This window comes from Luteimonas lutimaris (genome assembly GCF_039537065.1).
Lineage (GTDB): Bacteria > Pseudomonadota > Gammaproteobacteria > Xanthomonadales > Xanthomonadaceae > Luteimonas > Luteimonas lutimaris.
Genome location: NZ_BAAAZU010000003.1, coordinates 275,213 through 288,691, shown reverse-complemented (window position 1 = coordinate 288,691; position 13,479 = coordinate 275,213). Strand labels below are relative to the sequence as shown.

The 13,479-nt window shown below is 69.1% G+C and carries 13 protein-coding genes; all 13 read right to left on the bottom strand.

Annotation, left to right across the window (positions count from 1 at the left end; translation table 11 throughout):
* Nucleotides 1-47: 47 nt before the first annotated feature.
* Nucleotides 48-563, bottom strand: coding sequence for a peptidoglycan-associated lipoprotein Pal (gene pal / locus ABD679_RS03390; protein ID WP_344758528.1), 516 nt, complete (start codon nt 561-563; stop codon nt 48-50).
* Nucleotides 564-638: 75 nt separating this feature from the next.
* Entirely contained in the window at nt 639-1,967 is a 1,329-nt protein-coding gene (gene tolB, locus ABD679_RS03385) for a Tol-Pal system beta propeller repeat protein TolB (protein ID WP_344758527.1), read from the bottom strand.
* 85 nt (nt 1,968-2,052) lie between these two features.
* Complete coding sequence (gene tolA, locus ABD679_RS03380; protein ID WP_344758526.1) at nt 2,053-3,012, bottom strand: cell envelope integrity protein TolA; 960 nt, start codon at nt 3,010-3,012, stop codon at nt 2,053-2,055.
* On the bottom strand, nt 3,012-3,455 hold the full coding sequence (gene tolR, locus ABD679_RS03375; RefSeq protein WP_344758689.1) for a protein TolR: 444 nt from the start codon (nt 3,453-3,455) through the stop codon (nt 3,012-3,014). The genes tolA and tolR overlap by 1 nt, the downstream gene beginning before the upstream one ends.
* A 79-nt stretch (nt 3,456-3,534) precedes the next feature.
* Nucleotides 3,535-4,335: a protein TolQ gene (tolQ, locus tag ABD679_RS03370; protein WP_344758525.1), complete on the bottom strand. Its 801-nt coding sequence runs from the start codon at nt 4,333-4,335 to the stop codon at nt 3,535-3,537.
* Between the two features lie 115 nt (nt 4,336-4,450).
* Entirely contained in the window at nt 4,451-4,900 is a 450-nt protein-coding gene (ybgC, locus tag ABD679_RS03365) for a tol-pal system-associated acyl-CoA thioesterase (protein ID WP_344758524.1), read from the bottom strand.
* A 61-nt stretch (nt 4,901-4,961) separates the two neighbouring features.
* The gene (gene ruvB, locus ABD679_RS03360) at nt 4,962-6,002 is read right to left on the bottom strand and encodes a Holliday junction branch migration DNA helicase RuvB (RefSeq protein ID WP_344758523.1); all 1,041 of its coding nucleotides are present in this window, start codon (nt 6,000-6,002) and stop codon (nt 4,962-4,964) included.
* 133 nt (nt 6,003-6,135) lie between these two features.
* Nucleotides 6,136-7,125, bottom strand: a complete 990-nt coding sequence (locus tag ABD679_RS03355; RefSeq protein ID WP_344758522.1) for an LLM class flavin-dependent oxidoreductase — start codon at nt 7,123-7,125, stop codon at nt 6,136-6,138.
* Nucleotides 7,126-7,240: 115 nt separating this feature from the next.
* On the bottom strand, nt 7,241-9,199 hold the full coding sequence (locus tag ABD679_RS03350; RefSeq protein ID WP_344758521.1) for an alpha/beta hydrolase family protein: 1,959 nt from the start codon (nt 9,197-9,199) through the stop codon (nt 7,241-7,243).
* Nucleotides 9,200-9,282: 83 nt separating this feature from the next.
* A complete protein-coding gene (locus ABD679_RS03345; protein ID WP_344758520.1) occupies nt 9,283-11,205 on the bottom strand; it encodes a potassium transporter Kup in 1,923 nt (640 codons plus the stop codon).
* Nucleotides 11,206-11,246: 41 nt separating this feature from the next.
* On the bottom strand, nt 11,247-11,849 hold the full coding sequence (ruvA, locus tag ABD679_RS03340; RefSeq protein WP_344758519.1) for a Holliday junction branch migration protein RuvA: 603 nt from the start codon (nt 11,847-11,849) through the stop codon (nt 11,247-11,249).
* 145 nt (nt 11,850-11,994) lie between these two features.
* Complete coding sequence (gene ruvC, locus ABD679_RS03335; RefSeq protein ID WP_344758518.1) at nt 11,995-12,552, bottom strand: crossover junction endodeoxyribonuclease RuvC; 558 nt, start codon at nt 12,550-12,552, stop codon at nt 11,995-11,997.
* A 104-nt stretch (nt 12,553-12,656) separates the two neighbouring features.
* Nucleotides 12,657-13,388, bottom strand: coding sequence for a YebC/PmpR family DNA-binding transcriptional regulator (locus tag ABD679_RS03330; RefSeq protein WP_344758517.1), 732 nt, complete (start codon nt 13,386-13,388; stop codon nt 12,657-12,659).
* Nucleotides 13,389-13,479 lie beyond the last annotated feature (91 nt).

Below are 13,479 nucleotides of genomic sequence, written 5' to 3'. Positions count from 1 at the left end.
GCCGGCGGGGTTCCCGCGCGGCTGCCGATGTCCCGCGAACGGACCGATTACCTGGCGGTATAGACGATCTCGACGCGGCGGTTCTTGGCCCAGCAATCCTCGCCGGAGTCGGTGCAGACCGGCTTTTCCTCGCCGTAGCTGATGACCGTGATCTGGCCACCCGAACCACCGTTGGCCTGCAGCGCGGACGACACCGCGTTGCCACGGCGCTCGCCGAGGGCCTGGTTGTAGTCGCGGCTGCCGCGCTCGTCGGCGTTGCCTTCCAGGGTCATGCGCGAGGACGGGCGGTCACGCAGGTACTTGGCGTGGCAGGCCATCGCGGCCTGGAACTCGGGGCGCAGCGCGTCCTGGTCGAGGTCGAAGTAGACCACGCGCTGGCGCAGGCAGGCGTCGGTATCCAGGTCGCCGGGGCCATAGGCACCCGCGGCCGTCGACGGACCCTGGTCGACTACGCCGGTGCTCGGGCCGGTGTCTGCGGGCGGGACTTCCTTGACCTTCTTGGAACATGCAACGGCTGCGGTGCAGAGCACGGCCGTCAACAACACGCGGGTAATGGTATTCATCTCGTCGAATCCTTTGCTTTGAAGGGGTGTTTCGGAAACGTCGTAAAGCTTCGTGGTCAAGGCGTGCAGGGAGCGTCAGCGCTGTGTGCGGTAGGGCCCCCATGCCGGCTCGCGCACGTCGCCACCGGCGAGCACCAGCCGCTGGCGGACACGGCCATCGGACGACACGGCGTACAGCACGCCGCGCCTTCCCTCTCGGGCCGCATAGAGGACCATGCTGGCGTTCGGGGCGAAGCTCGGCGATTCGTCAAGTGACCCCGGCGACAGCGTGGACCAGCGCGGCGACCCCAGGCTGCGATCCAGCAACGCAATACGGTACACGTTGCCGCTGCCCTGCGCCACGGCAATCTTCTTGTCGTCGAACGACACCGTGGGGCTGGCGTTGTAGCGGCCCTGGAAACTCACCCGCGTGGCGCTGCCGCCGCTGGCCGGCACCTGGTAGATCTGCGGCTGGCCGCCGCGGTCGGAGGTGAAATACAGGGTGCTGCCGTCCGCGCTCCAGGTCGGCTCGGTGTCGATGCCGAACTGGTTGGTGATCTGGGTCAGCGCCTTGCTGGCCAGGTCCATCACATAGATCTCGGGGTTGCCGCTGCGCGACAGGGTCAGCGCCAGCCGGTTGCCGTCGGGCGAGAAGTCGGGCGAGCCGTTGATGCCGCGGAAGCTGGCGACCATCTCGCGGCTGCCGGTGGTGATGTCCTGGATGTAGATCGAGGAATTGCCGCGCTCGAAGCTCACGTAGGCGAGCCTGCGGCCGTCCGGGCTCCACGACGGCGACAGCAGCGGCTCGGGCGAGCGCACCACGGTCTGCGGGTTGTAGCCGTCGGAGTCGGCGACCATCAGCGCGTAGCGCGCGTCCTTGCCGGTGCCGGTGGCGGTGATGTAGGCGATGCGGGTCCAGAACGCGCCGCGCACGCCGAGGATCTTCTCGTAGATCGCGTCGGCCATCTGGTGGCCGACGTCGCGCATCGCGCTCGAACGCGCGGTCATGGCGAAGCCCAGCAGGCGCTCCTGCTTGGCGACGTCGAACAGCTCGTATTCCACGCGATAGCCGCCGTCGCCGGCGTCGAGCACGTGGCCGACGACCACGAAGTCCTGCTTGAGCAGGCGCCAGGTGGGGAACTGGATCTCGCCGCCGCGCGCGGGCTTCTCGACCATGTCCGCCACCGGCAGCGCGCGGAACTGGCCGGACCGGGCGAGGTCGTTGCGCACCACCTCGGCCACGTCGGTTTCCGGCGCGGCGCCGCCGCCCTGGTAGGGCATCGGCACCACGGCGATCGGCAGCGCGGAGGCGTTGCCGCCGACGATGTCGATTTCCAGCCCGCGCTCCTGCGCGAACACGGCCAAGGGCAACAGGAAGGCGAAGACCGCAGCGAGGGCGGCAAGCAGGCGCGGGGATGCTTTCATGGACAGGCCGACTCCGGAAAAGTGAATGGTGGCAGGGTCTACGTGAACGCCGTCTCAAAGATGAATGCGGGCTGGCTTCGGGCGTTCAGCGGTCCTGCGCCTGGAAATTGAGGATCAGGTTGCGCTGGAAGACCGATTCGAAGCCCGCGTACGGCAGCGGCTTGGCCTTGAGCACGGCCGCCTCGACCGAGCGCCGGCCCAGTTCGTCGTACGGGCAGGACGGGTCGACCTTGGCGCTCATGACGTCGCCGCCGGGCAGCTGGGTGATGTAGATGCGGCAGCGCTGGCCCAGCGGGACGTTTTCCGGCCGGGTCCAGTTGCGCAGCACCGCCTCCTGGATCGCGGCCGCGTAGCGGGCCTGCAGCCCGGCGTCGACGCCGTTGTTGCCCGGCGGCGGCGGCGCGCTGGCCGCGGCATCGTCGGAGGCCTTCTGCGCGCGCGCGTCGGCGATCTGCTTGAGCTTCTGCTCGGCCAGCTTCGCCTCGCGCTCGGCCTTCGCCCGCTCGGCCTGCAGCTTCTTCAGCCTTTCGTCGCGCTGCTGCTCGGCCAGGCGCTTCTTCTCCTCGGCCTCTTCCTGCTTCTTGCGCTCGGTCAGGTCGATCTGCTCCTGGCGGCGCTTTTCTTCCTGCTCGCGGGCACGCGTCTCGGCCGAGATCGCATCGCGGTCGACCTTCTCCTGCTCGACTGGCGCCGGTTCGGGGATGAAGTCCTGGGCCTCCTGCTGGCGCGGCACCGGGGATTCTTCGGGCACCGGCTCGGGCAGCGGCTGCGGCAGGGGCTGGGTGTCCTCTTCCACCGGCTGCGGCAGCGGGGGTTCCGGTTCTGGCTCCGGCAGCGGCTGCGCGTCGCGCGCCAGCGCGCGGCGCATCTGCGACGACAGCTCGTCGGTATCGACCATCTCCGCGCTGATCGGCGAGCCTGCCGCGGCGATCGGCGCGGCGTCGCGCGTCCACCACAGGCCCACGAACATCAGCGCGAACAGGAACGCGTGCAGCGCGATCGCCAGCACCACGGCCTGCGTCGAGTCGGCGCGCGTTTCCCGCATCAGTTGCCGTCCTGGTGCTTCGGTTCGCTCATCAGGCCGACCTTCTGCACACCGGCGCTCTGCAGCAGCACCATCGCGTCCATGACCTTCTGGTAGTTGGCGCTGCCGTCGCCGGCGACGAAGATCGCCTGCTTCGGGTTCTGGTTGACGATCGCCTTGATCCTCGCCTGCAGGTCCGCGGCGCTGACCGCCAGCGGCCGGTCGTCGCCGGGCATGACCAGCGCGTAGGCACCGCCGGCGTCCACCTGGACCACCATCGGCTCCTTGCTCTGCTCCAGCGACATCGCGTTGGAATCGGGCAGGTCGACGTCCACGCCCAGGTTCATCAGCGGCGCGGTCACCATGAAGATGATCAGCAGCACCAGCATCACGTCGATGTAGGGCACGACGTTGATGTCGGCCTTGAGCCGGTGCTTGCGGATGCGGCGACCGTTGGCGGTCATGGCCATGTTGGATTCACCTCATGCTCGGGGGAGGCCGGCCCGCGCAAACGCGCGACGGCCGGCGCCGGGGTTGCGTCGATCAGTCTTCGAGGTGCGTCTGCCGCTGCAGGATCGAGGAGAACTCCTCGGAGAACGCGTCGTAGCGGGTGGCGATGCGCTCGACCTTGGTGGCGAAACGGTTGTAGGCCCACACCGCCGGGATCGCGGCGAACAGGCCCATCGCGGTGGCGATCAGCGCCTCGGAGATGCCCGGCGCGACGCTGGCGATGGTGGCTTCCTTGACGTTGGCCAGGCCCTGGAACGAAATCATGATGCCCCACACGGTGCCGAACAGGCCCACGTAGGGGCTGATCGAACCGACGTTGGCGAGGAATTCGAGGTTGCGCTCCAGCCCGTCGAGCTCGCGCGAGGTGGACACGCGCATCGCCCGCTGCGCGCCCTCGAGCTGGATCCGGCCGTCGACGCCGCGGCGCTCGCGGATGCGGTTGAACTCGCGGAACCCGCTTTCGAAGATCGCCTCCAGCCCGCCCGAGTCGCGGCCGCGGCCCTGCGCACCGGCGTACAGCTTGGACAGGTCGGCGCCGGACCAGAATCGCTCCTCGAAGCGGTCGGCCTCGTCCTCGGCCCGGCTGAGCAGGCTGCGCTTGCGGAAGATGATCACCCACGACGCGATCGAGGCGATCAGCAGCAGCAGCATCACGAACTGCACCGGGATCGAGGCGTGCAGGATCAGCTGCACGATATCCAGGTGGTTGCCCGCCGCGGCGGCCGCATTGCCCGCCACGCTCGGATCGGCAGCCATTTCCGCGGCGGTGGTGGCGGCTTCTTCCGGCAAGGGTTCGACCGAGGTCGCCTGCAGCAATGCAAGTAGGGGCGTCATGGATGGGCTCCGGTGTCGGGATGGGGGTCAGCGATGGCGGCTGTCGCGAACGGACGGCCGCGCCCTCGTGGGCCGGGTGGCGTGCGATGGGTTGTGTGGATGCACCCTGTCGTGGTCACTGCGCGCCTTGTTCGAGGGACTTGAGTTCTTCGTACAGCGTTTCGGGGATGCCGCGCGGGCGGAAGCTCCCGGCGTCCAGTGCCGCGACCTTCACCTCCGCGTCAAGCAACAGGCGGCCGTCGCAGTGGATGTCCTGCGCGATCACCAGGCTTGCCCGCCGGCACTGGCGCAGCGCGACCGACACGTCCAGCGCGTCGTCCAGCCGCGCCGGCGCGCGGAAGTCGATCCGCATCGCCCGCACCGCGAACACCAGGCCGTGGTCGTCCCGCAGCAGCGCCTGCCCGTAACCGCGCGCGCGCAGCCATTCGGTCCGCGCGCGCTCGAGGAACGCCAGGTACTGCGCGTGGTAGACCACGCCACCGGCGTCGGTATCTTCCCAATAGACCCGTGTCGGCCAACTGAACGGCCGGGACTGGAAGCCGGGAACTGGGGGTTGCAAGGTCAAAACCGCTCCTCGTCATCGATCGTTGCCGGGCGGGCATGACGCCCGATACCGTCACGGATTGTCAAAACAGGCCTTTCCCCGGATCCCCGGCCCCCAGGTCCCCGCCTTTCGGCCGCAGGCCGAGGTGCCGGTACGCCTTGTGCGAGGCCATCCGCCCGCGGGCGGTTCGGACCAGGAAGCCCTGCTGGATCAGGTAGGGCTCGATCACGTCCTCGAGCGTGCCGCGTTCCTCGGAGAGCGCCGCGGCCAGCGATTCGACGCCGACCGGGCCGCCGTCGAAGTTCTCGATGATCAGGTTGAGCAGGCGCCGGTCGAGGTCGTCGAAGCCTTCCGGGTCCACCTTCAGCATCTGCATCGCGGCATTCGCCACGTCGTGGTCGATGCGGCCGCCGGCGCGGACCTGGGCGTAGTCGCGCACGCGGCGCAGCAGGCGGTTGGCGATGCGCGGGGTGCCGCGCGAACGGCGCGCGATCTCGCCGGCGCCCTCGGGCACGCAGTCGATGCCGAGGATCTGCGCCGAGCGCTTCACGATCCGGGTCAGGTCTTCGGCGCTGTAGAACTCCAGCCGCTGGACGATGCCGAAGCGGTCGCGCAGCGGCGCGGTCAGCAGTCCCGCGCGGGTGGTGGCGCCGATCAGGGTGAACGGCGGCAGGTCGATCTTGATCGAACGCGCGGCCGGCCCCTCGCCGATCATGATGTCGAGCTGGAAATCCTCCATCGCCGGGTACAACACTTCCTCGACGACCGGCGAGAGGCGATGGATCTCGTCGATGAACAGCACGTCGTGCGGCTGCAGGTTGGTCAGCAGCGCGGCCAGGTCGCCGGCCTTCTCGATCACCGGCCCCGAGGTCACGCGCAGGCTGACGCCCAGCTCGTTGGCAATGACGTGGCTGAGGGTGGTCTTGCCCAGCCCCGGCGGGCCGAAGATCAGCACGTGGTCGAGCGATTCGCCGCGGTGCCTGGCCGCCTCGATGTAGATCGACAGCTGCTCGCGCACCGGCTGCTGGCCAAGGTACTCGTCCAGCCGTTTGGGCCGGATGCTGGCCTCGATGGCCTCGTCCTCGCGCGTGGCGTCGGCGGCGATGATGCGCTCTTCGGTCATGCGCCTATGGTCGCATGCCGGCACCGCGATGCGCTCGCCAATATCCTGCAGGAGCGGCTTCAGCCGCGGGCTTTTGCGGCTACCGGAAAGAGCCGGGCAAAGGCTCGCGGCTGAAGCCGCTCCTGCACGGGGCTCAGGCGGTTTCGCGGCAGGCCGCGGCGGCGATCGCGAACGAGCGCTTGCGCGCGGCGTGGTCGAAGATGTTCGCCGTCAGCAGCAGTTCGTCCGGCCGATGGTGCTCGACGAACGCGGCGATCCCGGCGCGCACGCCGGCCTCGTCGCCCAGCACCGTGCAGGCCAGCGCCTGCTCCACCATCGCCTTCTCGGCCGGACTCCAGAATGCCTCGATGTCGTCGACCGGTGGCGGCACCAGCCCCGGCTGGCCGCGGCGCAGGCGCACGAAACTCTGCTGCTGGGTGGTGAACAGGCGTCGGGCCTCGGCCTCGCTGTCGGCGCCGACCACGTTCAGCGCCAGCATCGCGTACGGCTTGTCCAGCCGCTTCGACGGCCGGAAATCCTGCCGGTACAGCGCCAGCGCCTGCTCCATCGCCGCCGGCGCGAAGTGCGAGGCGAAGGCGAACGGCAGTCCCATCGCCGCCGCCAGCTGGGCGCTGAACAGGCTCGATCCCAGCAGCCACACCGGCACCTCGATCCCGCCGCCGGGCACGGCCTGCACCGGCTGCCCGGGACGCACGGGTTCGAAATAGCGCAGCAGCTCGGCGACGTCCTGCGGGAACGCCTCGGCGCCGTCGAAGTAGCGCCGCAACGCACGCACCGTGGCCTGGTCGGTGCCCGGCGCGCGGCCGAGGCCGAGGTCGATCCGGTCCGGATACAGGCTCGCCAGCGTCCCGAACTGTTCGGCCACCTGCAGCGGCGAATGGTTGGGCAGCATCACTCCGCCCGCGCCCACGCGGATCGTCGAAGTGCCGCCGGCAACATGCCCGATCAGCACCGCCGTCGCCGCACTGGCGATGCCGGGCATATTGTGGTGCTCGGCCAGCCAGTAGCGGTGGTAGCCCAGCGCCTCGGCGTGGCGGGCCAGGTCGAGCGTGTTGGCGAAGGCCTCGCGCGGCGTACTGCCTTCGCAGACAGGGGCAAGGTCGAGGAGCGAGTACGGGATCATCGCGTGGCTGTCCGGCAGCGGGGATCCCCCCGATATCGGGGCGACCGCGCGATTTGCCATGCCTGCAACACGGCGTTCCCCGGGCGTGCCCCTGCACGCCCGGCTGGCCGCGCCGCTACTTCGCCTGCCCGATGTTCTTCGCGAGGAATGCCTCCAGCCGCCGGTAGAACTCGATCGCGTGTTCCTGCGCGTAGAAGCCGTGCCCCTCGCCCTTCACCGGCATCCAGAGCGGCGCGTTGCCAGCCTTCTCCAGCGCCTTCCGCATCGCATCGGCCTGCCGGAACGGCGTGCGCTCGTCCTCCCGGCCGTGGGCCAGGAACACCGGCACGCGGATATCGGCGGCGTGCGCCAGCGGCGAGTTCGCCAGCAATTCCTTGTCATCGTCACCGATCACGCGCGCGATATACGCGCGGCCGCGATAGCTGCGCGAGGCGTCGCTCTTCTCGGCCATGGCGCGCAGGTCGTACAGCCCGGACATCCCCGCCGCGCACTTGACCAGGTCCGGCGCCTTGACCGCCAGCATCAGCGCCGAGTATCCGCCGAAGCTCGCGCCGTAGGTGCAGATGCGCGCGGGATCGGCGTAGCCCTGGGCCACCGCCCAGCGCATGCCGTCGACCAGGTCGTCCTGGATGCGCGTGGCCCAGCGCTTGTAACCGGCTTCCTGGAAGGCGTAGCCGCGCCCGCCGGAGCCGCGGTAGTTGACCTGCAGCACCAGGTAGCCGCGCGAGGCCAGGAACTGCGCGTCGGTGTCGAAGCCCCACGCGTCGGCCACGTAGTGCGGGCCGCCGTGCGGCAACATCACCATCGGCATGCCGCGCGGATCGGCGACGCCGGCGGGGACGGTCAGGTAGCCGTCCAGCTCGAGCCCGTCGCTGGCCTTGAAACTGATGTAGCGCCGCGTGCCCATGGTCGCCGGATCGATCCCGGGATTGCGCTGCAGCAGCCGCGCGAGGACGTCCTTCTTGCGGTCCATCACCGCCCACTCGCCCGGGTTGCGGTCGCTGTCGATGTAGATGAGCGAGACATTGCCGTCGGCGCTGTGGTCGACGAACCTCACGCGCTGGCCGGGGAAGCCGCTGCGCAGGGACTGGTAGAGCTTCAGGTCCGGCGAAGCGGCGTCCAGGTATTCCACCTTCGGCAAGCCGCCGCCAAGTTCGACCGCAAGCGGCTGCCAGCGGCTGTCCCAGACCACGTCGCCGATGTCCCGGAAGCCGGCGCTGGCCAGCACTTCGCGCTGCTGCAGGCTGGTGTCCGCCTTGACCAGCGCGCCCGGGCCGTTGTCGACCGCATAGCGGCCGAAGACGTGCGTGCCGTCCATGGAGAAGGCAAGCGGCCGGAACACGCCGCCCACCGAATCGTCCGGCACCTTGCGCCACTGCTTGCCGGTGGCGTCGGCGACGAACAGCAGCTGCCGTTCGTTCTTGTCCGCACCGTAGGCGAAGCGCGGCACGCCGGCGGTATCCATGACGAAGCCGAGGTTCTGTTCGCCGCTGACGTCGGCCACCAGCCGGTGACGCCCGGTGGTCGCGTCCACCTCGTACAGCTGGCTGCCGCCGATCGCGCTCTCGGTCGACGTGCGGGTCATGTAGAACTTGCCGTTCGGCTTCTCCGGCAGGCCTTCGACGTTGCCGTGGCCGGGCTCCAGGCCCATGCTCAGGGTCGATTCCTTGTAGCCGAAGATGTACGTGTGGTGCTTGCCGTCGTAGTCCATGGCGATGATCTCGCCGAAGTCGTACGGCTCTTCGCGCGCGCCCCACTTGCCGCCCTTCACGTAGATCAGCCGGGTATCGCTGACCCAGTAGATCTCCATCGGCATCTCGTACCGCGGCAGCTTGATGAACGCCGTCTGCGACATGTCCGCCAGGCTGAACACCATGATGCCGTGGTAGTCGTCGCCCAGGTCGGCGGAAACGGCGACGTACGAGCCCTCGCTGGAAATGCGCGGGTTGTCGAATGTCTGCCGGGCGACGAAGTCCTCCACCGGCACCTGGCCCGCCGCCTCCACGCCCCCCAAAGACCCGCCCGCAAGCAACAGCGCGGCCACGAGTCCGCGCACCAGTCCCCTGATCCCCATGGGGTCTCCCCTGTTGTCCCCGTGCCGATCCTAGACCACGCGCGGGCGTCGATCCAGCGTCGATGCGCTGCAGGGACGGGGCGTCAGATCTCGACCTGCGCGCCCAGTTCCACCAGCCGGTTGCCCGGGATCCGGAAGAAGACCGTGGCCGGCGCGGCGTTGCGGTGCATGAAGGCGAACAGCTTGTCGCGCCACACCGGCATGCCGCGGTGGCGGCTGGCCATCACCGTTTCGCGGCTGGCGAAATAGGTGGTGTCCATCGGGTCGAAGTGCATGCCGTCCTGGTCGCAGGAGCGCATCAGCGCCAGCGGCACGTCCGGGGTTTCCATGAAGCCGAAGCGGATGATCACGCGGTGGAAGTCCTCGCCGATCGGCTCCATCTTCAGCCGCTCGTCCGGCACGGCATACGGAATCGACAGCGTTTCCACGGTCAGGAACACGTTGCGCTCGTGCAGCACCTTGTTGTGCTTGAGGTTGTGCAGCAGCGCGTGCGGTACGACGCCGGGATCGGCAGTCATGAAGATCGCGGTGCCGGGCACGCGCACGGGCGGCGCCAGCATCAGTCCGGGCAGGAAGCTGTCCAGGTCGATGCCTTCCTTGCGCACCTCTGCGTGCAGCAGCTCGCGGCCGCGGCGCCAGGTGCGCAGCATGACGAACAGCACGATGCCCAGCACCACCGGGAACCAGCCGCCGTCGAGGATCTTGGCGCCGTTGGCAATCAGGAAGCCGACGTCGGCGACGAAGAACAGCACGCACAGCGGCAGCACCCACTTGCGCCAGCCCGGCCACAGCGCGCGCGCGACCAGCGCCAGCAGCAGGGTGTCGATCAGCATCGTCGCCGACACCGAGATGCCGTAGGCGGTGGCCAGCGCGGTGGACGAGCCAAACGCCAGCACCAGCCCGATCACCAGCACCGCCAGCATCCAGTTGATGCCCGGGATGTAGATCTGGCCGATCGTCTCACTGGAAGTGTGCTTGATCGCCATGCGCGGGATGTAGCCCAGCTGCATGGCCTGGCGCGAGATCGAGAACGCGCCGGTGATCACCGCCTGCGAGGCGATCACGGTCGCGCCGGTGGCGAGGATGATCATCGGCCAGCGCGCCCACTGCGGCACGCCGACGTAGAACGGGTTCTGGATCGCCTCCGGGTGCTCGAGCACGAGCGCGCCCTGCCCCAGGTAGTTGAGCATCAGCGCCGGCAGCACGAAGTAGTACCAGGCAAGGCGGATCGGCCGCGCGCCGAAGTGGCCCATGTCGGTGTACAGCGCCTCGCCGCCGGTGACTGCCAGCACCACGGCGCCGAGGATGAAGATGCCGTGGAAATGGTGCACGTAGAAGAAATGCAGTGCCCACCAAGGATTGACCGCCTTGAGCACCTCCGGCGCGTGCAGGATGTTGAGCACGCCGAGCACCGCCAGGGCGGTGAACCACAGCACCATCACCGGCCCGAACACCTTGCCGACCTTCTCGGTGCCGAAGCGCTGGGCCATGAACACCGTCACCAGCACCACCACCACGATCGGCACGATCCAGGCATGCAGCTGCGGCGCGACCACCTCCAGGCCCTCGACCGCCGACAGCACCGAGATCGCCGGCGTGATCACGCCATCGCCGAAGAACAGCGAGGCACCGAAGATGCCGAGGATGCCGACCACGTACGCAGAGCGCGACCCCTTGCGCAGCGTACGCTGGGCCAGCGTCATCAGCGCCATGATGCCGCCCTCGCCCTCGTTGTCGGCGCGCATGATGATGGTCACGTACTTGATCGTGACCACCATCGTCAGCGACCAGAACACCAGCGACAGCACGCCCAGCACGGTGTCGTGGTTGGCGGTGAGCCCGTAGTGCGGCGAGAACGCCTGCTTGATCGTGTACAGCGGGCTGGTACCGATGTCGCCGAAGACGACGCCGATCGCGCCGACGACCAGCCCTGCAAGCCCGGCGTTGCCATGTCCGTGCGCGCCGCCGGCGGCGTGCTGTCTGGAAGTACTCGATGAGGTGGCCATTGGCTTCCTGTCCGGCCGGCGCGGCGTGGCGCCGGACGGGTTCAACGCAGCGCGGACTGTAGCGCCTTGCGGATGATGGTTTCGGCAACGTCGCCTTCGGCGAACGCCTGCCTGGCCATGCGCTGCGCCTCGGCCGGCTTGTAGCCCAGCTGCTGCAGGGCCACGGCCGCCTCCGACAGCGGGTCGGCCGCGATGGCCGCGCCCTTTCCGCCGGCCAGGGCCGCGGCGCCGGTGGCGTAGCCGTCGGCCATGCGCTCGCGCAGTTCGACGACCATGCGCTCGGCGGTCTTCTTGCCGATACCGGGGATGCGGGTGAGCGCGGTCACGTCGCCGGACTGCACCAGCCGCGCGAACTCGTCCACGCCCGCGCCCGACAGCACCGCCAGCGCGATCTTCGCGCCGATGCCGCTGACCCGCTGCACGTCGCGGAACAGCCGCCGCTCCGGCTCGCTGAGGAAGCCGTACAGCGACACGCTGTCTTCCTTCTGCGCGTAGTGGGTGAACAGCGACACCTTTCCACCCACCGCAGGCAGGTCGTAGAAGGTGCTCATCGGGGCTTCAAGCTCGTAGCCCACGCCGTGCACGTCCACCACCAGCCACGGCGGCTGCTTGTGGACCAGGGTGCCGTTGAGGCGGCCGATCATGGCGGTGTCCTGAGGGTGCGGGACGCGGGACCCGGGACCCGGGACGCGGAAAAGCCGCGTGGCGACGTCATGGCGACGCGGTATCCCGGCCGACGCACCGTTGCGTTCCGACTCCCCATTCTCGATTCCCCATTTCCGGCTTTCCTCACTTCCTGCTCCAGGCTTCCCGCGCACTCACGCCCAGGCGCTGCGCGCTGGCGCGCACGTGGGCGTGGGTGATGGCCACCGCCAGCGCGTCGGCGGCGTCGGCCTGCAGCCTGCCTTTGAGGTTGAGCATGATTCCCACCATGTGTTGCACCTGCACCTTGTCCGCGCCGCCCTTGCCCACCAGCGCCAGCTTGATCTCGCGCGCCGCGTACTCGTGCACGGGCAGATCATGCATCACCACCGCGCACAGTGCCGCGCCGCGCGCCTGGCCGAGCTTGAGCGCCGAATCCGGGTTGCGCGCCATGAACACCTGTTCCACCGCCGCTTCGTCGGGCCGGTATTCGGTGATGATCGCGCCCAGGCCGTCGAGCAGCCGCTTGAGCCGCTGCGCGAAGCCACCGTCGCCCAGCAGCACCAGCGGCGCATTGAACACGTGCGTGGCGCGTCCCGCGGCGTCGACGTCGATGATGCCCACGCCGGTACGCTGGGAGCCGGGGTCGATGCCGAGGATGCGGGTACAGCCGGGACTCGGAACTCGGGGCTCGGGGCTCGACAAGGCTCAGCAGCCTCCGCGCGATCCGGGCGCGGTCGCCAGGCATCGGGCCGTGCGATCGCCGCGGCGATGTTGCCTTTCCCGGTTCCCGGTTCCCGCTTCCCGATTCACGAATACGCGCCCTCGCCCAGCTCGGCGTTACTGTAGACGTTCTGCACGTCGTCCAGGTCCTCGAGCCAGTCGAGCAGCTTGACGACCTGCTGCGCGGTGTCGCCGTCCACGGCGATGTCGTTGTCGGCGCGGTAGGTGACCTCGGCGTCGCCCGGCGCCACGCCGGCGGCCTTCATCGCGTCGCGCACGGCCTCGAAGGACTCCGGGGCGGTGACGACGTCGATCGCGCCGTCCTCCGGATAGACCACCACGTCGTCGGCGCCGGCCTCGATCGCGGCCTCGGTGATCGCGTCCTCGTCCGCGCCCGGCGCGAAGCGCAGCACGCCCAGGCGCTTGAACATGAAGGCCACCGAGCCTTCCGTGCCCAGGTTGCCGCCGAACTTGCCGAATGCATGGCGCACGTCGGCCACGGTACGCACACGGTTGTCGGTCAGGCAGTCGACGATCACCGCGACGCCGCCGGGTGCGTAGCCCTCGTAGCGGATTTCCTCGTACTCGACGCCTTCCAGTTCGCCGGTCGCCTTCTTCAGCGCGCGTTCGATGGTGTCCTTGGGCATGTTGATCGACAGGCCCTTGTCGATGGCCGTGCGCAGCGCCGGGTTGTTGGCCGGCTCGGCGCCGCCCTTGCGGGCCGCGACGGAGATCTCGCGGATGATCTTGGTGAAGATCTTGCCGCGCTTGGCGTCGGAGGCGTTCTTGCGTGCTTCGATGGAGGGGCCGCGTCCCATGGAAAATCCCGGTTCTGCTGGAAGGACGGCGATTTTACTAGAAGCCTGTGCGCCGGACGCCGGCCACTGCCCCAGTGCCCTCTGTGGGAGC

Bases quoted from the DNA above. Each gene is read 5' to 3' on its own strand.
- pal (WP_344758528.1), bottom strand. From the start codon at position 563: ATGAATACCATTACCCGCGTGTTGTTGACGGCCGTGCTCTGCACCGCA.
- tolB (WP_344758527.1), bottom strand. From the start codon at position 1,967: ATGAAAGCATCCCCGCGCCTGCTTGCCGCCCTCGCTGCGGTCTTCGCC.
- tolA (WP_344758526.1), bottom strand. From the start codon at position 3,012: ATGCGGGAAACGCGCGCCGACTCGACGCAGGCCGTGGTGCTGGCGATC.
- tolR (WP_344758689.1), bottom strand. From the start codon at position 3,455: ATGACCGCCAACGGTCGCCGCATCCGCAAGCACCGGCTCAAGGCCGAC.
- tolQ (WP_344758525.1), bottom strand. From the start codon at position 4,335: ATGACGCCCCTACTTGCATTGCTGCAGGCGACCTCGGTCGAACCCTTG.
- ruvB (WP_344758523.1), bottom strand. From the start codon at position 6,002: ATGACCGAAGAGCGCATCATCGCCGCCGACGCCACGCGCGAGGACGAG.
- ABD679_RS03355 (WP_344758522.1), bottom strand. From the start codon at position 7,125: ATGATCCCGTACTCGCTCCTCGACCTTGCCCCTGTCTGCGAAGGCAGT.
- ABD679_RS03350 (WP_344758521.1), bottom strand. From the start codon at position 9,199: ATGGGGATCAGGGGACTGGTGCGCGGACTCGTGGCCGCGCTGTTGCTT.
- ABD679_RS03345 (WP_344758520.1), bottom strand. From the start codon at position 11,205: ATGGCCACCTCATCGAGTACTTCCAGACAGCACGCCGCCGGCGGCGCG.
- ruvA (WP_344758519.1), bottom strand. From the start codon at position 11,849: ATGATCGGCCGCCTCAACGGCACCCTGGTCCACAAGCAGCCGCCGTGG.
- ABD679_RS03330 (WP_344758517.1), bottom strand. From the start codon at position 13,388: ATGGGACGCGGCCCCTCCATCGAAGCACGCAAGAACGCCTCCGACGCC.